Origin of the sequence: Nocardioides sp. NPDC058538 (assembly GCF_042719275.1) — a bacterium.
Classification (GTDB): Bacteria; Actinomycetota; Actinomycetes; order Propionibacteriales; family Nocardioidaceae; genus Nocardioides.
In genome coordinates this window covers 1-18,728 of record NZ_JBHXNY010000025.1, presented here as the reverse complement: position 1 = coordinate 18,728, position 18,728 = coordinate 1, and the positions used below count along the sequence as shown (strand labels likewise).

The window sequence follows — 18,728 nt, the reverse complement described above, 5'->3', positions numbered from 1 at the left end:
ATCACGATCAGCGCAGCGTCGGCTCGCGCCTGAGGTCACGCTTGTCGAGCTTCGCGTCGTAGGTGGCCAGCGGCTTCGCCTTCGACGCGTCGGCCTCGACCGTGGCGGTCGCGACGCCGGCCCACTCCAGGATCCGGGCGGTGGCGAGCTCACGCTCGTCGGCGACCAGGCCGGCTACGTTGGCGCCGTGGTTCATCCCCGGCGCGGTGAAGACGTAGGAGTCCGTGGCCCGTACACCCGGGCGGAAGCGCTCGGCACCCCACGGGTCGGCCTCGCCGTAGACGAAGAGCATCTGGTTGGCGTGCTTGCGCACCCAGGAGTCGACGTCACGCATCGCGGACGGGTCGAACCGCATGTCGATCTCGCGCGGCACGAAGCTGCGCGGCGGCGCGTAGCCGTATCGGATCAGCTCGTCCTCGATGTGCGGGAAGCCGATCGTCGGGGCACCGAGCTCGGTGCCCGCCTGGTAGTAGTAAGGCGTGTAGGGGCTCAGGCCCTGGTCGGTGTAGAAGCTGAAGCCCGAGTAGTAGTTGATCGAGTCCCAGATCGCCTGGTCGCCGGCGGTTGCCGCATCGGCGGGGATGTTCGAGCACTCGGCGGTGCCGGCGTACTGCCAGAAGGCCCAGACGTAGTCGAGCACCACCATCTCGTACGCAGCGTCCAGGCTGCCCACGGTGTCGAAGGTGTAGCCCTCGGTCTCGGCGAGGTCGGCGTAGGTCGCCTTCAGCGCCTCGCGGCGGACGAGCGCCTCGCGCTGGACGCCGTTGAGCCGGTCGCGGCAGTCCTCGGTGCCGACGGTGGCGAAGAACTCGTCGTAGGCGGAGTCCTCGCGGTTGACCACGTCGTTCGGCGCGACGTAGGCGACGATGCCGTCCATGTCTCGGGGGTAGAACCGCTCGAAGTAGGTGGCGGTCATGCCGCCCTTGGAGCCACCGGTGGCGAGCCAGTTGGCGGAGTAGATCGGCTTGAGCGCCTTGAAGATGGCGTGCTGGTCGCTGGCGGCCTGCCAGATGTCGAGGTCGTCCCAGTCGGCCGGGTCGGGCCGCGACGGGGTGAAGAACCGGTATTCCATCGAGACCTGGTTGCCGTCGATGATGCGGGTCGGCTCGCTGCGGCCTGGGTTGGTCGAGACGTTGTAGCCGCTGGTCTGGAACACGGTGGGGCGGGCAGTGTCCTTGTGCAGCACGGTGAACCGCTGCTGGAAGGTCTCACCATGGGGCCGCCGGTGGTCGACCGGCTGGGTGAAGTTCAGGACGAAGTAGCGGTAGCCCTGGACGGGCTTCTCCTGGATCAGGCTGACGCCCTCGATGGCGAGCAGGCGGTCGAGGATGTCGTCCTCGGCGGCTGTCGCGGGGCTGGCGGGTGTGACGAGGAGCAGGGATACCAGCCCCATCGCCACCAGAATCCGGCCGATCAATGCACGCATGTGGGGTCTCCTTCGGTGCGGGTCCTCGGCAACCTAGCCGACCGGCGCGTGGCGCACCTCTGAATTAGGAACCGGGAAGGAAGTCGTGTCCGGTGGCCTTCTAGAAGGCAACGACCACACGGGCGACGCCCGCCGAGGAGGCGCTTCACCATGACGTTCGACGCACACGAGCTGCTGGCCACCACCCGCCACGGGATCCTGGCCACGATCAAGGCCAACGGCCTGCCACAGCTCTCACCCGTGTGGCAGTTCTACGACCGCGAGCGCAGCGAGATCCTGATCTCCACCCGCGAGGGGCTGGTGAAGACCAAGAACCTCCGCCGCGACCCGCGCGCGGCGATCGAGGTCGACGGTCCGGGAGGGCGGTCCTGGGCGACGGCCGAGGGCACGGTCACCCTGACCGGGCCCGGCGCCTCCCTCGACAGCCCAGAGGTCGACGCGCTCGTCGACTACTACCGGCGCGGCGCCGGCGAGCACCCCGACTGGGACGAGTACCGCGACGTGATGGTCACGGACCGCCGCGTACTGATCACCATCGCGGTCACGAAGGTCTACGGCGCGGACATCGGCTGATCCGGCGGCCGGAGGGCCGGCCGAGCGCTCCTCGCTCGGCCGGTCGGTGACGGTTTCCGCGGGGCTCACCTACGCGGATTGAACAACGTGCCGAACCCGGACGCACCGAGTCCGCACAGCATGATGACGGCTCCGACGATGACGTTGGAGGCGATCATTCCAGTTGTGGTGTCGACGCCGTTCATGAGCCACGGCGAGACGATCGCCCATGCACCCATGAGCGGGACGGTCCAGGCCAGACCGTGTGTGCGGCCGAACGCCGAAGCGAAACCGAGCGCCAGCAGAGCGACAGCGAGACCGATGATCAGGTTGCTGACCATCAGTGGTGATGCCGTGGTGTTGAAGCCCACGACCCACGGCGATATGGCCAGATAGAGACCGGCCATCATCGTGACACCGTCGACCACCTGAGCGGTGGCGGACGAGCCGGTCAGATCGAACCGGTCCCGGAGTGCCGCGATGTCGGGATGTTCCTGGATAGACAGGTTTTCAGACGACATTTTTTGTTCACCTCCTTAGCCCAAATGCCAGAGGCAACGACTGTCTCTGGCACTCATTCTAGGCCCGCTTGGACGCAATGAACCCTCCTCGAGCGGTGGCAATATGGTCGCCATGGACGTCACGTCGCTGCAGGGCTACTGCCTCACCAAACCGGGAGCCTGGCCGGACAACCCGTGGGACCACGAGCACCCCGTGATCAAGGTCGGGCCCGGCGAGCGCGGCAAGATCTTCGCGTTCCTCGGGGCCGCGAAAGTGGGGCTGAAGTGCGGGCCGTCCCGGGAGATCGCCGACGAGTGGCTGCTGCGCTATCCCGACGACGTGACCGTCACCGGCTACATCGGCCGCTCGGGCTGGAACGACGTCGCCTGGGGCGGATCGATCCCGGACGAGGAGATCCTGGAGGCGGTCGACGAGTCGTACGCCACGGTCGTCTCGAAGCTCCCGAAGAAGCTCCGCCCGGAGGGCTGGGACGCCTGAGCCCGGCATGCCGGGCTTGAATGAGGCCGATCTGTGAGGAATGGTGGAGCGGGTACTCCGTACCCAACCATGGAAGATCTCGACATGCTTCAGCTGACCGAGAACGCCACCACCATCGTCCGCTCGATCTCCGAGCAGTCCCAGGGCGCCGGCCTCCGGCTCGCCTCCAACGCAGAACCGGACGGCGCATTGAGCGCCGCTCTCGTCCCGACCGCCGAGGCGGAGGACCAGGTCATCGAGCAGGAGGGTGCGCGGGTCTTCCTCGACCAGGGCGCTGCCGCCGAGCTCGACGACAAGGTCCTCGACGCCGGGATGGACGACTCCGGCAACGTGCAGTTCGGGATCTCTCTGCAGGGTTGATCCCGTGCTACGCCGGGGTGTGCCGCAGTCGCGGTGCACCCCGGCGTACGTCATTTTCGACCACATCCGCCTAGCCGCGCGCGTAGGGTCGCGGACATGAGCACCACCGGCGCGCCCGCCTGGTTCCACCTCTTCCTCGACGTCCCTCGGGAACGATGGGAGGAGGCGGTCGGATTCTGGTCGGCAGCGACAGGATGGGCCCTATCACCGCCGAGGGGCGAGGACGGCCAGTTCGTCACGCTCGTGCCGCAGACGGGCGACTCCTGGCTGAAGATGCAGGCTCTCGACGACGGCGAGCCACGGATCCACGTCGATCTCGATGCCGCCGATCGTAAGGCAGCGGTGGAGCAGTCGGTGTCGCAGGGAGCGAGCCCGGCATGGACGTACGACGGGGTTCCGGTGATGCGCTCACCCGGCGGCATGCTCTTCTGCCACACGCTCGGCGAGGGAACTCAGCCGCGCTTCGCGCGCTCGGAGCCGGAACGGGTGCTCGACCAGGTGTGCATCGACATCCCTCGCTCCCGCTGGGAGGAAGAGGTCGCCTTCTGGGCCGCGGTCACCGGGCGCACTCCCGAGCCGGCCAAGACCCCCGAGTTCGTACGCCTCGCCGACCCCGATCCGCACGGCGGCCTCCGGATCCTCCTGCAGCGGCTCGAGGACGAGGACGGTGAGGTCGGGGCGCATCCCGACCTCGCGGTCGCCAACCGAGCCTCGGAGACCTGCCGCCACGAGGCGCTCGGCGCCGACACGGTCGGCGTCTTCGAGTGGTGGACGGTGATGCGTGCTCCATACGGTCAGATCTACTGCCTGACCGATCGCGACCCGGTGACCGGTCGGGTGGCCTAGCCTGGGGATATGCGCCTCGCATCGTTCAATGTCGAGAACCTCTTCGCGCGGCCGAAGGCGATGGACCCCGAAGAGGCCGATGCCACGACGCGGCGAGCGGTCCTGACCGCTCACTCCCGCGCCTCCACCCTTCTCGCCCAGCCCAGCTATCAGGGTGATGAGCAGGAGATCCTGGACAACCTCGAGAAGCTGGGGCTTCTGAAGAGCGACGAGGGCGAGTTCGCGCGGCTGCGGAAGATGCGCGGCAAGCTGCTCAAACGCCCGCGCTCGGGGCCGGTGCAGCTGGTCGCGCAGGGGCGCAACGACTGGGTCGGGTTCGTCGAGCTCAAGACCACCGCCGTCGACGAGGTCGCCACCGAGAACACCGCGCGCGTCTTCGCCGAGCTGCGGGCCGAGGTCGCGGTGGTAGTCGAGGCCGATGACCGGCCGGGGCTGCACATGTTCTCCCAGACGCTGCTGCCGGAGGTCGGTGCCGAGGCGTACGAGCAGGTGATGGTCGTGGAGGGCAACGACGAGCGCGGGATCGACGTCGGCGTGATGGTCGGCGACGGCTACCGCCTGGTGCAGCTGCGCACCCACATCTTCGACCGCGACGAGGAGGGCGTGGTCTTCTCCCGCGACTGCTGCGAGTATCACCTCGACGCTCCCAGCGGCGCGCGGATCGTGGTCCTCGCCAACCACTTCAAGTCCAAGGGCTATTCCGAGAAGGGCGACCCGCTGGGCGCCAAGCGCCGCGGCCGGCAGGCGAAGCGGGTCGCGGAGATCTACCGGGGACTGCTCGAGGAGGGGATCGAGCACGTCTGCGTCGCCGGCGACCTCAACGACTCCCCCGCCAGCGAGTCGCTTGCGCCCCTGCTCTCGGTCGACGGGCTCGCTGACGCGAGCGAACACGCGAACTGGGACTGGAACCACCGACGCGGAACGTACGGTTCCGGCAACGAGGACGCCAAGATCGACTATCTGCTCCTCTCCCCCGCACTGCGCGCGAAGCAGACCGGTGGCGGCGTCTTCCGCAAGGGCGTGTGGCACGGGCCGCGGACCAAGGATCCGTGGGACCTGTTCCCGACGCTGACCGCGGAGCAGCACGCGGCCTCCGACCACGCCTGTCTCTACGCCGACTTCACCGACCTGTGATCTGAAAGCTTCCCGTACGCCGTTGGGATCTGCGTGAAATAGGCGCCATGTGCCTCGGACACGGACAGCAGCACGGGACTCTTCGGTCGATGAGCAGGCACCTGCAGGTGCTGCGCCCGGGTCCTGAGGGCCATCCCTGCAACGATCTGGGCATCGCCTACACCAGCCCGTGGTGGCTGCAACCCTGACGTGTTTCCTGAGAAGGCGGCCCGCAGCCTGAAGATGCGCTGAAGGCGGGCGTCCGGGCGGTGGTTGCGGGCCTCGGCTGTGGCACGCTGGCGATGTGAACGAGGTGTGGTACGTCGTCGGGCTGGTCGCGGTCTCCGTGGCCGTGCTGGCGCTCGGGGTGTGGTTCGTGCGGCGTGAGATCAGGGATGAGGTCTCGCCGGCGCCGGTGCTGTGGGCCGGCTACGCGGTCGTGGCGGCGTTCGTCGTCTTCGGCGTGCTCCGCACGTCGTGGGTGGTGCTCTCATGAGGACCCGCGCTGACCTGTTGGGTTGGATCGGCCTCGCCGGCCGCCTCTACCTCGGCTTCGTGTTCCTCGCCGCCGGGCTCGCCAAGCTGCCCGAGCCGGCGGTCACCGAGCAGGCGGTGCGCGGCTACCAGCTGCTGCCGTGGCAGCTGGCCCCTGCGTACGCGATCGCCATGCCGATCGCCGAGATCGTCCTCGGCGCGCTGCTGATCCTCGGATTGTTCACCCGGACGGCGGCCGTGGCGACGGCGCTCGGCCTGTGCTCGTTCCTCGTCGGGATCACCTCGGCTTGGGCGCGCGGGCTCAACATCGACTGCGGCTGCTTCGGGGGCGGCGGCGCCTCGGCCGATCCCGCCTATCTCGCCGACACCCTCCGCGACCTGGGCTGGCTCGCGATCGCGGTCTACCTGATCGTCGTACGCCGCACCAAGCTCGCCCTCGACGGCCTGCTCTTCCGGCGGGGCGCCCCGCCGGTCGACGACTACAGCGACAGCTCGAAGAAGACCGAGTTGGGGTCGAGCACGTAGCTGCCGAAGGGCGGGCGCTCGGTGAAGCCGTTGCCCGCGTAGAGGCGCCGGGCAGGCTCGTAGAAGTCTTCGGTCCCGGTCTCCAAGAGCACCCGGCGGCCGCCACGTGACGTGGCCTCGGCCAGCAGGTGGCGCAGCATCGCCGTCCCGATGCCGCGGCCACGGGCGGCAGCAGTGGTACGCATCGACTTGAGCTCGTAGTCACCTTCGCCGAGCGTCTTCAGCGCACCGCAGCCGACGAGCTCGGCGCCCTCCCAGGCCGACCAGAACGCGATCTCGGGCACCTTCAGCGCCTCGAGGTCGAGCGCGTGCACCGACTCGGCCGGCGTCACCGCGTACATGTCCTCGAGGTGGTCCTCCAGCAGCCGGATCACCTCGGGCCGGGTCAGGTCGTCGAGCTCGAAACGCAGCGAAAGCACAGGCACGACCGGAGGCTATCCGAGCCCTTCCTCGTCGTGGCTGTTGGGTGCAACGGGGCTGGTGCAGTATCGCGGCCGACGACCAAGGTGTGCGATAGTGCGCGGCCCCAACGCTGGCGGAAGAAGCTGGCGGCCTCGCCATGCGGGGTCCGTCGAGGGAACCTTCACGCTGCTCCCTTAGCATCTGGGCATGCCTTCTCGTGCGCTTCCGGCCGTTGCCGCCACTGCCTTGCTCCTGACGCTCTCCGCCTGTGGTTCCGACGACGGGTCCGCTTCCGACCCCGCCGCGGAGAGCAAGGGCCCGAAGTCGAGCGAGTCCAGCGACTGGAAGTCGATCGTGAAGCCCGGCTCGACGGACTGCGACTACGTCGAGGACCCGATGGGCGCTTCCAAGGAGGTGGACCAGCCGGAGAAGACCGCGCAGTACACCGGCAAGGTCGCCGCCACCATCAACACCTCCGTCGGCCCGCTCGCGATCACCCTCGACGCCGACAAGGCGCCCTGCACGGTGAACTCGTTCCTCTCGCTGGCCTCGCAGGACTACTACGACGGCACCAGCTGCCACCGCCTCGGCGCCAACCCCGGCTTCGAGCTGCTGCAGTGCGGCGACCCGACCGGCGAGGGCACGGGTGGCCCCGGCTACACGATCCCCGACGAGTTCGAGGAGAGCGACACCTTCCCCGCCGGCACCCTCGCGATGGCCAACACCGGTCAGCCCAACTCCGGCGGCAGCCAGTTCTTCATGGTCTTCGGCGACACCCAGCTCCCGCCCGCCTACACCGTCTTCGGCACCCTGGACGAGGCCGCCATCAAGACCCTCCAGAAGGTCGGCGAGGCGGGCGTCGGCGAGGCCGGCCCTGACGGCACCGGCGCTCCCAAGACCCCGGTCGAGTTCGAGACCATCACCGTCGGCTGACCCAACCCTTTGCCGAGGCGTCACGCGCGTCGGCCGAGATGGCACCTGCATGCCATCTCGGCCGACCTAGGTGACGCCTCGGCCGACGTGGTTGACGCCTCGGCTGGGTTCAGGCCCGACGGCGGGGTGGGTCGCGGCGCAGGACCTTGGGGAGGTATGCGGCGCCGGGGCTCTGCGCGGCCGCGGCGTCGTCGGGGTTGGAGATGCTGCAGCGCTGCAGGGAGAGGCAGCCGCAGCCGATGCAGGAGTCGAGGTTGTCGCGGAGGCGCTCGAGGGCGTGGATCTGCTCCTCGAGACGGCGGCGCCAGTGCCTGGACATACGCGCCCAGTCGGCCTTCGTGGGGGTGCGATCCCCCGGCAGGCAGTCGAGCTCGGCCTTGATCTCGTCCAGGGAGAGGCCGACGTTGGCGGCGGCCCTGATGAAGGCGAGCCGGCGCAGGACGCTGCGCTCGAACGTACGCTGTCCCCCGGCCGATCGTTCGGCCCGGATCAGGCCCTGGCTCTCGTAGTAGCGCACCGCGGAGGCCGCGTAGCCGCTGCGGCGGGTCACCTCGCCCATCGTGAGCAGGTCGTGGGTGTTCATCTCACTCTTTTCTGTCACAGCCCTTGATCTCAAGTTCACTTTAGGTTGAATCCTAGGGGCATGAACAGATCAGACAACGAAGTAGCCGTCATCACCGGCGGCTCCGCAGGCCTGGGGCTCGCCCTCGCGACCTCCCTCATCGACAAGGGCTGGAGCGTCGTCACCGACGCCCGGAACGCCGACCGTCTCCATACCGCCCTGCCGGACAGCCCACGGGTGACGACGCTGAGCGGCGACGTACGAGATCTCGACCATCAGGACGCGATCGCGGCCGCCGTCGCCCGCCACGGGCGCCTCGACCTGCTCGTGCACAATGCCAGCGAGCTCGGCCCGATGCTGCCACTGGCCGAGGTCCCCGAGAGCCTCTTCTCGAGCGTGCTCGAGACGAACCTGCTCGCACCGCTCTCGCTCACCCAGCGACTCCTCCCCTACCTGATCGCCTCGGGCGGCACCCTCGTGGGCGTCTCCAGCGACGCGGCGGTCGAGCACTACCCGACCTGGGGAACGTACGCAGCGAGCAAGGCCGCGCTCGACCACCTGGTCCTCACCCTCGGCGAGGAGAACGGCATCCGTGCGTACGCCGTCGACCCCGGTGACATGCGCACCGACATGCACCAGGACGCCTTCCCTGGTGAGGACATCTCCGATCGACCGCTGCCGGAATCGGTCGTTCCGCGCCTGCTCGCGCTGCTCTCCGGCGACGAGCCCTCAGGGCGCTACCGCGCCGCCGATCTCGCACCCGCTGGAGCAACCCGATGACGATTCTCGCCGAACGACCGACCACGACGTTCCCCTTCCCGGACGACACGACCGCCCCCGCGCCCGCGGAGTGGCGCGGCATGGAACGCGACGGGGTGCGGCTGCTCGTGGCCTCGCCGGGCGGCGTACGACATGCCCGGTTCCGAAACCTTGCCGACCACCTCTCCCCCGGCGACCTGGTCGTGGTCAACGACTCGGTGACCGAGGCGCGCCAGCTCGACGCCGACCTGATCGGGCGCGGTCGGGTGGTGCTCCACCTCGCCCAGCGCCTCGACACCGGCTGGGCCGTGGAGCTCCGCTCCGCCCCGGACGCCTCCCGGTCCGTGCTCGACGCCGCCGAGGGCGACGTGGTGGTGACCGCGGGTCTCCGGGTGACCCTCCTCGAGCCGTACCCGGACGGTCGCGCCTCCTCCCCCACCGGCGAGGGCAACCGGCTGTGGCGCGCCCGCGTCACCGGCGACGTCACCGCCGAGCTCGAGCGGGCCGGCCGCCCGATCGCGTACGGCTATCTCGATCGCCGCTACCCGCTCTCCGCCTACCAGACCGTCTTCGGGCACCGCCCCGGGAGCGCGGAGATGCCCTCGGCGGCGCGTCCCTTCACCCACCCGCTGGTCACCGAGCTGGTCACCCGCGGCATCCAGGTCGCGCCGATCACCCTGCACACCGGCGTCTCCTCCCAGGAGGCCGGCGAGGCCCCCGGCGCGGAGTGGTTCGAGGTCTCCGAGACCACGGCGAGGCTGGTGGAGCAGACGAGGTACGCCGGGGGCCGCGTCGTCGCGGCCGGCACCACCGTCACCCGCGCTCTCGAGTCGGCGGTCATCCCCGCGACGGGCGCGGTCAGGGCGGCGAGCGGCTGGACCGACCGAGTCATCACGCCGGCGAACCCGCCGTACATCGTCAACGGGCTCATCACCGGCTGGCACGACCCTCAGGCCAGTCACCTGCTGCTGGTCGAGGCCGTCGCCGGCCCCGAGCTCACCCAGGCCGCCTACGACGCCGCGGTTGCCGACGGCTACCTGTGGCACGAGTTCGGGGACTCCGCCCTCCTGCTCCCCTGAACGCCGAGGCGTCACGTACGTCGGCCGAAGCGTCAACCCCGTCGGCCGAGAAGTCACTCCGGTGCCAACTCGGCCGACGCGAGTGACGCCTCGGCCGACGCGGGCGACGCCTCGGCTGGTTAGGACAGGGCGCCCTCGCCGTAGGTGACGGGGGTGCCGACGGCGACGGTGCGGCCGACGGTGCACAGGCGGGTCTCGGACTTCTTGATCGCGTCCGGGAGGACCTTGCGTGCGGCATCGCCGGCCTCGCCCTCGGGGAAGGTGATGTCGAAGGTGACCGAGAGGTCGACGAGGCGGTTGCCCTGCTCGTCGCGGATCTTCGTGCCTGCGGCGAGGGCCTCGAAGGTCTCCATCGGGGACCGCTTGCCGGTGATGAAATCGACGTCGAGGGCGCTGCAGCCGGCCAGGGCGGCGAGGAGCAGCTCGACGGGGGTGAAGTCGGGGTCGTCGCCGTGGCCGATCACCACGGTGCCTCCGCGCTCGTTGGTCGCACGGAAGCGGTGCTCGCCGATCTTCTCCAGAGAAACCGAGCGCTGGTCAGCCGCATCAGAAGTCATGGGGTAAGAGTGCCATCCGCCCGTTAGCCTGTGCGACGTGAGCACCCAGAGCCTGCCCCTGCGCCGTGACGAGGCCACCGCCCGTGCCGGTCTGCTGAAGATCGAGGACTACGACGTACGTCTCGACCTGGCCTCCAGCGAGGAGACCTTCCACTCGGTGACGACGATCCGGTTCACATCGAAGGGCGGGCCGACGTTCGTCGACCTCAAGCCGGTCTCCGTGGCGCGGATCAGCCTCAACGGCAGCCCGGTCGACCCGGCCACGCTCACCAAGGGACGCCTCCCCATCACCACCCAGGAGGGCACCAACGAGCTCGTCGTCGAGGCCACCATGCCGTTCCGTAACGACGGGGAGGGGCTGCACCGCAGCGTCGACCCGGCCGACGGGAAGGCGTACGTCTACGGGATGTGCTTCATGGACGCCGCCCCGACGATCTTCGCCTGCTTCGACCAGCCCGACCTGAAGGCGCCATACACCTTCCACGTGACCGCGCCGCGCGACTGGACGGTGATCGGCAACGCGCCGGGCACCCAGACCGAGCCCGGTGTGTGGGAGTTCGAGCGGAGCCAGCCGCTGTCGACGTACTTCGTCACGCTCGTCGCCGGCCCGTGGCACATGATCCATGACGAGCACGACGGGATCCCGCTGTCGTTGAGCTCGCGGCAGAGCATCGCCGCCGACCTCGACAAGGACGCCGAGGAGCTCTTCACGATCACCAAGCAGTGCTTCGACGAGTTCCACCGGCTCTTCGGCATCCGCTACCCGTTCGGCAACTACCACCAGGCGTTCGTGCCGGAGTTCAACGCGGGCGCGATGGAGAACCCGGGCTGCGTGACCTTCCGGGACCCGCTCGTCTTCACCTCGCGGGTGACCCGCGGCATGCGGATCCAGCGCGCCACCACGGTCGCCCACGAGATGGCCCACCAGTGGTTCGGCGACCTGGTCACGCCGCAGTGGTGGGACGACCTGTGGCTCAACGAGTCGTTCGCCGAATACATGGGCAACCGGGTCACCGCCGAGGTGACAGAGTACGCCGACGCCTGGGCCGACATGTCCTACGCCCGCCGTCAGTGGGGCCTGACCGCCGACCAGCGCGGCTCGACGCACTCGGTCGCCGGCAACGGCGCCGAGGACGCCGTCTCGGCGCTGCAGAACTTCGACGGGATCTCCTACTCCAAGGGCTCCGCGATCCTGCGCCAGCTCGCCGCCTCCCTCGGCGACGACGTCTTCTTCGCCGGCGCGATCGACCACTTCACCCGGCACAGGTTCGGCAATGCGACGATGCACGACCTGTTCGGCTCCTGGGATGCCGCCGCGGCCGAAGCGGGGGTCGAGTTCGACCTCGACACCTTCACCTCCCAGTGGCTGCTCAAAGCCGGCCCGGACACGCTCTCGTGGGACCCGGCCAAGATGGTCGTCAACCGCACCGCTCCGTCGCTGCACCCGGCCGAGCGCTCCCACACCTTCCGCGCGGCGATCCTCAACGGCACGCAGTGGACCACCGAGGACATCACGGTGAGCGGCGACAAGACGCCGCTCCAGGTCGCCGCCAACGCCGTCGTGCTCGACCCCTACGACGACACCTGGGCCTCGGTCATCCCCGACTGGGAGACGGTGCAGGCGCTCAAGGCCGCCCTCCCGGAGGTGACCGACGACGGCCTGCGCGCGGGCGTGTGGAACAACCTGCGCAGCGCTTGGTTCAACGCCGCGGTCGACCCGGCCGACGTCATCGACATCGCCGAGGCGTCGCTCCCCGTCGAAGACGTCGAGGACACCCCGCGGCGCACGATGCCGTGGCTCTTCGGCTCGGTGGTGCCCCTGGCGCCGGCCGGGGCTCGCGAGCGGCTGCACGAGGCGGCTCTGCGCAAGCTCGACGAGGTCGCTCCCGGCTCCGAGCTGCAGCTGTCGTCCTACCGCGCGGCCATCCGCTCGGCGTCGTCCGAGTCGCTGCTGCGGGAATGGCTGGCCGGTCCCCCGGACGGGATCGAGACCGACCTCGACCTGCGCTGGCGCATCCTCGCCAAGCTCGCCGAGAACGGGTTCGCGACCCGCGCGGAGCTGCAGGATGCCTATGACGCCGAGCCCGCCAACGAGGCCCGCATCCACCTCAACGGCGCCCTGGTCAGCATCCCCGACGTGGAGGCGAAGGCGTACGGCTGGTCCGTGTTCACCGGCGAGACCGACCTGCCCAACTACGACATCCTGGCCGCCGGGCGGGCGTTCTGGACCGGTCCCGCCGAGCTCACCGCGGGCTACGTCGAGCGCTACTTCGCCGAGCTTCCCGCCACCGCTGAGAAGCGCTCGGGCTGGAGCCTCGCCGAGGCCGCCGAGGCGTTCTTCCCGAGCGGCTCGGTGACCGAGGAGACTCTCGCTGCCGCGCGGGCGGTCATCGAGCTGGATCTCGACCCGGGCGTACGCCGCCGGGTGTCCGACGCGGCCGACAACCTGCAGCGGCAGCTGGCGATCAAGGTGACGTATCCCGCGTAGCCGACGCTCCGGCGGTGAGTCGGGGGCAAGACTGTCCGTGCTCACCGATAGTTTTCGTTTCATGCGGATCCTGCACACCTCCGACTGGCACCTGGGCCGGTCCTTCCACAGGGAGGGCATGCTCGGGCACCAGGCGGCGTACGTCGACCATCTCCTCTCCGTGGTGGAGCAGGGATCCGTCGACGTGGTGTGCGTATCCGGGGATGTATATGACCGGGCGCTTCCGCAGGTCGACGCGGTGCGGCTGGCCTCGGAGGCGCTCTCTCGGCTGGCCGCCTCGCGGGCGAAGGTCGTCATCACCAGCGGCAACCACGACTCGGCCCAGCGACTGGGGTTCGGCTCCGAGCTGATCGACGCTGCCGGCATCTTCATCCGCACCGACCTGGCCGGCGTCGGCCGCCCGGTGATGCTCCCCGACGAGCACGGCGAGGTGGCCTTCTACGGTCTCCCCTACCTCGATCCCGACGCCGCCAGGGCGTCGTGGGGGCTGGAGTCGCGCTCCCACCAGGCAGCGCTCAGCGAGGCGATGCGGCGGGTCCGTGCCGACCTCGATGGCCGGGGTGGCCGCAGCGTGGTGATGGCCCACGCCTTCGTCACCGGTGCGGAGCCCTCCGACTCCGAGCGCGACATCTCCGTCGGCGGGGTGTCGATGGTGCCCGCCAGCCTCTTCGAGGACATCTCCTACGCCGCCCTCGGCCACCTGCACGGCCGCCACACGATCACCGACACGGTGCGCTACAGCGGCTCGCCGCTGGCGTACTCCTTCTCCGAGGCCAACCATCTCAAGGGGTCCTGGCTCATCGATCTCGACGAGTCCGGCTTCGTCGCCAGCGAGTTCGTGGAGGCGCCGGTCCCGCGCAACCTCGCCCGGTTGCGGGGCACCCTCGACGACCTCCTGAGCGACCCCCGTCACGAGGTCCACGAGCAGTCGTGGCTGCAGGTCACCCTGACCGACCGGATCCGCCCGGCCCAGGCCATGGAGCGGCTGCGGCGGCGGTTCCCGCACACGCTCGTGCTGGGGTTCGAGTCGACCGCGCCGGTCCTGGGTGCGCTGTCGCAGCCTGACCCGTCCCGGCCGCGGCGCGACATCGACCTGGTCACCGAGTTCGTGGCCGAACTCCGCGGCGAGCCGGCGGCCAAGGCCGAGCTGGCGCTCCTGCAGACCGCTGTGGACGCCTGCTGCGAGGACCCCGAGGTCGACTCGCTCGACTCGCGCTCCGGCGTCGCCGAGGAAGAGGAGTGGCTCGAGGTGCTCTTCTGATGCGCCTTCACCACCTGGAGGTCGCCGCGTTCGGCCCGTTCACGGGCACGGTGAGCGTCGACTTCGACCAGCTCTCCGAGGCGGGGCTCTTCCTGCTCTCCGGCGCCACCGGAGCCGGGAAGACGAGCGTCCTGGACGCGGTCTGCTTCGCACTCTATGGCGACGTCCCCGGTGACCGTTCGGTCGCGAAGCGGCTGCGCAGCGACCGGGCCGCGGCCGAGGTCGCGACGCGGGTCGTCCTGGAGGCGACGCTCGCCCAGCGACGCTTCCGGATCACCCGCTCACCGTCGTGGGAGCGGCCCAAGCGTCGTGGCGCCGGCACCACGACCCAGCAGGCCTCCGTCGTGCTCATGGAGCAGGTCGGCGAGGAGTGGCGCACCCTCACCACCCGCCTCGACGAGGCCGGCCACCTGGTCTCGGACCTCCTCGGCATGACGCTGACCCAGTTCGTGCAGGTCGCGATGCTCCCCCAGGGGCGCTTCCAGGCGTTCCTCCGCTCCAGCGCCGAGGAGCGCAAACGGCTGCTCGAGCGGCTCTTCCGCACCGAGCGCTTCGCCGATGTCGAGCGCTGGCTGCGTGAGCGCCGCGTCGAGCTCCGGCGGCGCTCCGAGGAGCTCAACGCCGGCGTCGCCGAGGCGGTCAGCCGGATCAGCGAGACCGCGGCCGTCACGCTCCCAGAAGACTGGGACGTCCATGACCTCGGGCTTCCCTCCGGCGACGGCGCGATCGCCACCTGGGCCCGCGCACTGGCCGAGGAGGCCACCGAGTCGCAGGCCGTCACCTCCGGCGCCGCGATGGAGGCCCTGGCCGCCGAGTCGGAGACCCTCGCCGCTCTCGACGTCGCCCGTGCGATGGCCGAGAAGCAGCGCGGCCTCCGTGCCGCCGCTGCCGCCGAGAGCCGTCTCGTCGCCGCGGCCGAGGAACAGTCGGAGCGCGTACGTCGCGTCGAGGCCGCCCAGCGTGCCGAGGCCGTGGCGGGGGTCAGCGAGCTCGCCGACCAGGCACGGCGCGCCCACGCCAAGGCGACCTCGCTCGCCCCGAGCGACCTGACCCTGACCGATGCAAAGGCAGCCGTCGACCGGATCTCCGCCCGGCTTGCGCAAGCCCGCGCCCTGGTGCCGGTCCAGCGACGACTGAGCGAGGTCACCCGCGAGCTCGCGACCACCGGCACCCAGCGGGATCGGATCCTCACCCAGACCCGCGAGCAGGCTCGACTCGCCGAGGAGCTGCCGCAGCAGGCCGAGGCGCTCACCGCGGACCTGGCGGCGGCCACCGAGGCGGCCGCGGCGATCCCGGTGCTCCGCGCTCGGGTCGCCGCCGTCACCGAGGTCGGACGGCTGACCCGGGAGCTCGTCGACGCCCGGGCCAGGCACGAGTCGGCCAGGACAGCCGCCATGGAGGCGCGCACCCACTATCTCGACGTACGCCAGGCCCGGCTGGACGGCATCGCGGCCGAGCTCGCCGGCGCGCTCGCGGTCGGTGCGGACTGCCCGGTGTGCGGGTCCCACGAGCACCCCCACAAGGCCTCCCCCGCCGACGGCGCCCCTGACGCGGCTGCCGAGAAGGCAGCCCAGGCGACCTACGACAACGCCAGCGCCGAGGAGCACGCCCGCGACCAGCACGTGCGCGACCTCACCACCCGTCTCCAGCTCGCCCAGGAGGCTGCTGGGGAGACCGACGAGGCGGCCGCGTCGATGGGCGAGCGTCTGGCCGGTCTGGAGCGTACCGCTGCCCGCGAACCGAGCCTGCGCGCCCAGCTCACCGCCGCCGAGGAGACCCGGGCCCGCTCGGCGACCCTCCGTGCCGGGCTGGAGACCCGAGCCGCCGAGCTCGAGACCACTTTGCGTCACCTCACCGACGAACGCGAGCGTCTGGAGGAGCAGCTGACCGACGTCCGTGGCGACCACCCGGATCTCGACTCCGTGCTCACCGCGTTCGAGCGCGATCACCGCGCGGCGACCACGAGCCTCGAGCGCCTCGAGGCCGCCACCCGCGCCGCCGAGGCGCTCGCCGCCGCCGAGCGCACCCTCACCGCCACCGCGGTCAGGGCCGGCTTCGACACCCCCGAGAGTGCCCTCGCAGCCGCGCTCCCGCCGGAGCGGGTCGCGGCACTGAACAGCCAGATCAAGACGTACGCCGACAGCCTGGCTGCCGCCCGAGCGACCCTCGACTCCCCCGGCGCCGCCGAGACCCTGGCCACCGAGGAGCCGGACCTGCCCGCGCTCACCACCGCCCACCGCAAGGCCGCCGACGCCGCCGACGCCGCCCGCTCGGCGGCCGACACCGCCGCCACCCGTGCCGCCCGCCTCGACTCCCTGCAGCGCGACCTGACCCGCGCGCTCTCGGCCTGGGCCCCCGTACGCGACGACCTCGAGGTCGCCGCGCGGATCGCCTCCTTCGCCGAGGGGAAGAGCAGCGACAACCAGCTCCAGATGAGTCTGTCGGCCTATGTCGTCGCCTACCGCCTCACCCAGGTCGTCGCGGCCGCCAACGAGCGGTTGGCGAAGATGAGCGACCAGCGCTACGCCCTGGAGCACTCCGCGGCCAAGGGCGCCGGCGACCGCCGCGGGGGCCTCGCGCTGATGGTCCGCGACGACTGGTCCGGCGAGTCGAGGGACCCGGCGACTCTGTCGGGTGGCGAGACCTTCGTGGTCTCGCTCGCTCTGGCGCTCGGCCTGGCCGACGTGATCATGAACGAGGCCGGCGGCCAGATGCTCGACACCCTCTTCGTCGACGAGGGCTTCGGCTCCCTCGATGCCGACACCCTCGATGACGTGCTCGACGTCCTCGACACCCTCCGCGAGGGCGGGCGCATCATCGGCGTGGTCAGCCACGTCACCGAGATGCGCGAGCGCATCCCCACCCAGCTGGCAGTGGCCAAGGGCCGCGAGGGATCCACCCTTCAGGTCCTCGGCACCTGACACCGGAAGAACTCAGGTCGCTCGAGGGCATCACCGAAGAATTAACCTTCGGGCCGACAGGTATTACTTCCCAGCCATTCCCCGGGGTGACGTACGTCACTAGCCTGAGGCGGCTCCGCACCGCGGAAGCCCGTCCCAGACCAACCGGAGGTTTCCGTGCCGCGTCTCACCACCCGTGTCGCCAAGGTCGCCGCGACCCTTCTCCTACCCGCGTCCCTGCTCTCGGCAACATCGTTGATGGCCTCTCCCGCACAGGCCGACGGCCCCGGCAGCGGCACACCATGGATGGTCACCGTGGGTGACAGCTACGTCTCCGGTGAGGCCGGCCGTTGGGCCGGAAACAGCAACTCCGGCGAGTCGCTGATCGACGCGGGCGGCAGCGCGACCTACTTCGACAACGCCACTCACACGGCCGAGACGATCAACCGGTGCCACCGCAGCACGGCCGCTGAGGCGTACATCGGCGGTGGCGTGAGCGGGCTCAACCTGGCCTGCTCGGGCGCGAAGGTCGCCACGACGACCACCAGCGAGGGCTACTTCAAGCCCGGCGTCGACTTCTACTCCACCGGCGGCAAGCAGGGCCAAGCCCTCATGCTGCAGAGCTTCGCAGCGAGCCACAACGTGAAAGCAGTGACGATCGGCATCGGCGGCAACGACTTCAACTTCGCCGCCATCGTCACCCAGTGCGTCCAGAACTTTCTGACCTCGCCCTCATGGCTCAAGGACTACTGCAAGGACGACTCGGTCGTGACCAACGCGATGGCGGCAGGCAATGTCGCGGCGGTTCGCGCGAGGATCGCCACCGCCTTCCAGAACGTACGCACCGCCATGCGCGACGCGGGCTATGCGGACAACGCGTGGACCCTGATCGTCCAGAACGTGCCCTCGCCGCTGGCGACCTCATCGGTCTACCGCTACAGCGAGTCCGGCTACTCCCGCCAGAACACCGGCGGCTGCGGCTTCTGGAACGCGGACGCCGACTACGCGTACAACACGATCCTGCCGACGATCAACAACGCGATCTCGGGTGCGGCGACCGACTCCGGGCTGACCAACATCAAGACGATCGACGTCTCTGGTGCGTTCGCCGGCCGCCGTCTGTGCGAGAACACCGTGGGTCTCCTCGAGGAGAAGGGGGTCTCCAGCTGGCGGGCCTCCGGTGCCGTCGACAAGACCGAGTGGGTCAACCAGATCCGCACCGTCTCCACCACGAGCGGCAACTACTACATCCAGGAGAGTCTGCACCCGAACTACTGGGGCCAGCTCGCCCTGCGCAACTGCCTGCGCCAGGCCTACAACGGCGGCGCGCCGAGGTCCGGCACATGCACCCACGGCACCGGGCTCAACGCCAACGGAGAGCCCACCATGACCCTCAGCTGACCAAAACCTCGCCGAGGGGGGGCGGGAAGGAGCGCCCGCCAGGGGGGGGGGGCCACCGCGGAGGACACCA

19 protein-coding genes are annotated in these 18,728 nt (G+C 70.1%); 14 read left to right on the top strand and 5 right to left on the bottom strand.

Going from position 1 to position 18,728, the window contains the following annotated elements:
* Nucleotides 1-7: 7 nt before the first annotated feature.
* Nucleotides 8-1,426: an aminopeptidase gene (locus ACFWQC_RS20410; RefSeq protein WP_378682019.1), complete on the bottom strand. Its 1,419-nt coding sequence runs from the start codon at nt 1,424-1,426 to the stop codon at nt 8-10.
* Between the two features lie 150 nt (nt 1,427-1,576).
* On the opposite strand from ACFWQC_RS20410, the gene ACFWQC_RS20405 reads away from it, so the two are divergent.
* Nucleotides 1,577-1,999 (top strand): PPOX class F420-dependent oxidoreductase, encoded by a 423-nt coding sequence (locus ACFWQC_RS20405; RefSeq protein WP_378682016.1) that lies wholly within the window; start codon nt 1,577-1,579, stop codon nt 1,997-1,999.
* A 65-nt stretch (nt 2,000-2,064) separates the two neighbouring features.
* Here the strand turns inward: ACFWQC_RS20405 and ACFWQC_RS20400 are convergent, their stop codons facing one another.
* On the bottom strand, nt 2,065-2,499 hold the full coding sequence (locus tag ACFWQC_RS20400; RefSeq protein WP_355021404.1) for an SPW repeat protein: 435 nt from the start codon (nt 2,497-2,499) through the stop codon (nt 2,065-2,067).
* 112 nt (nt 2,500-2,611) lie between these two features.
* Between ACFWQC_RS20400 and ACFWQC_RS20395 the strand changes: the two genes are divergently transcribed.
* The 6 genes from ACFWQC_RS20395 (at nt 2,612) to ACFWQC_RS20370 (ending at nt 6,316) form a co-directional block, all read left to right on the top strand.
* Entirely contained in the window at nt 2,612-2,977 is a 366-nt protein-coding gene (locus ACFWQC_RS20395) for an MmcQ/YjbR family DNA-binding protein (RefSeq protein WP_378682013.1), read from the top strand.
* Nucleotides 2,978-3,061: 84 nt separating this feature from the next.
* Nucleotides 3,062-3,337: a Fe-S cluster assembly protein HesB gene (locus ACFWQC_RS20390; protein WP_355021400.1), complete on the top strand. Its 276-nt coding sequence runs from the start codon at nt 3,062-3,064 to the stop codon at nt 3,335-3,337.
* A 96-nt stretch (nt 3,338-3,433) separates the two neighbouring features.
* A complete protein-coding gene (locus ACFWQC_RS20385) occupies nt 3,434-4,183 on the top strand; it encodes a VOC family protein (protein ID WP_378682010.1) in 750 nt (249 codons plus the stop codon).
* Nucleotides 4,184-4,192: 9 nt separating this feature from the next.
* Nucleotides 4,193-5,317 (top strand): endonuclease/exonuclease/phosphatase family protein, encoded by a 1,125-nt coding sequence (locus ACFWQC_RS20380; protein ID WP_378682007.1) that lies wholly within the window; start codon nt 4,193-4,195, stop codon nt 5,315-5,317.
* 283 nt (nt 5,318-5,600) lie between these two features.
* Nucleotides 5,601-5,792, top strand: coding sequence for a hypothetical protein (locus ACFWQC_RS20375; RefSeq protein WP_355021396.1), 192 nt, complete (start codon nt 5,601-5,603; stop codon nt 5,790-5,792).
* Nucleotides 5,789-6,316 (top strand): DoxX family protein, encoded by a 528-nt coding sequence (locus ACFWQC_RS20370; protein ID WP_378682004.1) that lies wholly within the window; start codon nt 5,789-5,791, stop codon nt 6,314-6,316. Before ACFWQC_RS20375 ends, ACFWQC_RS20370 begins: the two co-directional genes overlap by 4 nt.
* Here ACFWQC_RS20370 and ACFWQC_RS20365 read toward each other — a convergent pair.
* The gene (locus tag ACFWQC_RS20365) at nt 6,271-6,741 is read right to left on the bottom strand and encodes a GNAT family N-acetyltransferase (protein ID WP_378682001.1); all 471 of its coding nucleotides are present in this window, start codon (nt 6,739-6,741) and stop codon (nt 6,271-6,273) included. The two genes, ACFWQC_RS20370 and ACFWQC_RS20365, sit on opposite strands and share 46 nt — an antisense overlap.
* 184 nt (nt 6,742-6,925) lie before the next feature.
* Here ACFWQC_RS20365 and ACFWQC_RS20360 point away from each other — a divergent pair, with 184 nt between their 5' ends.
* Nucleotides 6,926-7,651 carry a peptidylprolyl isomerase gene (locus ACFWQC_RS20360; protein WP_378681998.1) on the top strand — a complete coding sequence of 242 codons (726 nt, stop codon included), beginning with the start codon at nt 6,926-6,928 and terminating at the stop codon, nt 7,649-7,651.
* Between the two features lie 109 nt (nt 7,652-7,760).
* Here ACFWQC_RS20360 and soxR read toward each other — a convergent pair whose 3' ends face one another.
* Nucleotides 7,761-8,234, bottom strand: coding sequence for a redox-sensitive transcriptional activator SoxR (soxR, locus tag ACFWQC_RS20355; RefSeq protein WP_378681995.1), 474 nt, complete (start codon nt 8,232-8,234; stop codon nt 7,761-7,763).
* Nucleotides 8,235-8,294: 60 nt separating this feature from the next.
* Here soxR and ACFWQC_RS20350 point away from each other — a divergent pair, with 60 nt between their 5' ends.
* Nucleotides 8,295-8,993 (top strand): SDR family NAD(P)-dependent oxidoreductase, encoded by a 699-nt coding sequence (locus ACFWQC_RS20350; protein WP_378681992.1) that lies wholly within the window; start codon nt 8,295-8,297, stop codon nt 8,991-8,993.
* The gene (locus ACFWQC_RS20345; protein ID WP_378681989.1) at nt 8,990-10,051 is read left to right on the top strand and encodes an S-adenosylmethionine:tRNA ribosyltransferase-isomerase; all 1,062 of its coding nucleotides are present in this window, start codon (nt 8,990-8,992) and stop codon (nt 10,049-10,051) included. Before ACFWQC_RS20350 ends, ACFWQC_RS20345 begins: the two co-directional genes overlap by 4 nt.
* A gap of 119 nt (nt 10,052-10,170) precedes the next feature.
* Here the strand turns inward: ACFWQC_RS20345 and ACFWQC_RS20340 are convergent, their stop codons facing one another.
* The gene (locus ACFWQC_RS20340) at nt 10,171-10,608 is read right to left on the bottom strand and encodes an OsmC family protein (protein WP_378681986.1); all 438 of its coding nucleotides are present in this window, start codon (nt 10,606-10,608) and stop codon (nt 10,171-10,173) included.
* A gap of 37 nt (nt 10,609-10,645) precedes the next feature.
* Between ACFWQC_RS20340 and pepN the strand changes: the two genes are divergently transcribed.
* From pepN to ACFWQC_RS20320, 4 genes are all read left to right on the top strand, one after another.
* Nucleotides 10,646-13,096: an aminopeptidase N gene (gene pepN / locus ACFWQC_RS20335; protein WP_378681983.1), complete on the top strand. Its 2,451-nt coding sequence runs from the start codon at nt 10,646-10,648 to the stop codon at nt 13,094-13,096.
* Between the two features lie 61 nt (nt 13,097-13,157).
* On the top strand, nt 13,158-14,357 hold the full coding sequence (locus ACFWQC_RS20330) for an exonuclease SbcCD subunit D (protein WP_378681980.1): 1,200 nt from the start codon (nt 13,158-13,160) through the stop codon (nt 14,355-14,357).
* The gene (locus ACFWQC_RS20325; RefSeq protein ID WP_378681977.1) at nt 14,357-17,278 is read left to right on the top strand and encodes an AAA family ATPase; all 2,922 of its coding nucleotides are present in this window, start codon (nt 14,357-14,359) and stop codon (nt 17,276-17,278) included. The genes ACFWQC_RS20330 and ACFWQC_RS20325 overlap by 1 nt, the downstream gene beginning before the upstream one ends.
* A gap of 156 nt (nt 17,279-17,434) precedes the next feature.
* Entirely contained in the window at nt 17,435-18,658 is a 1,224-nt protein-coding gene (locus tag ACFWQC_RS20320) for a hypothetical protein (protein WP_378681975.1), read from the top strand.
* Nucleotides 18,659-18,728 lie beyond the last annotated feature (70 nt).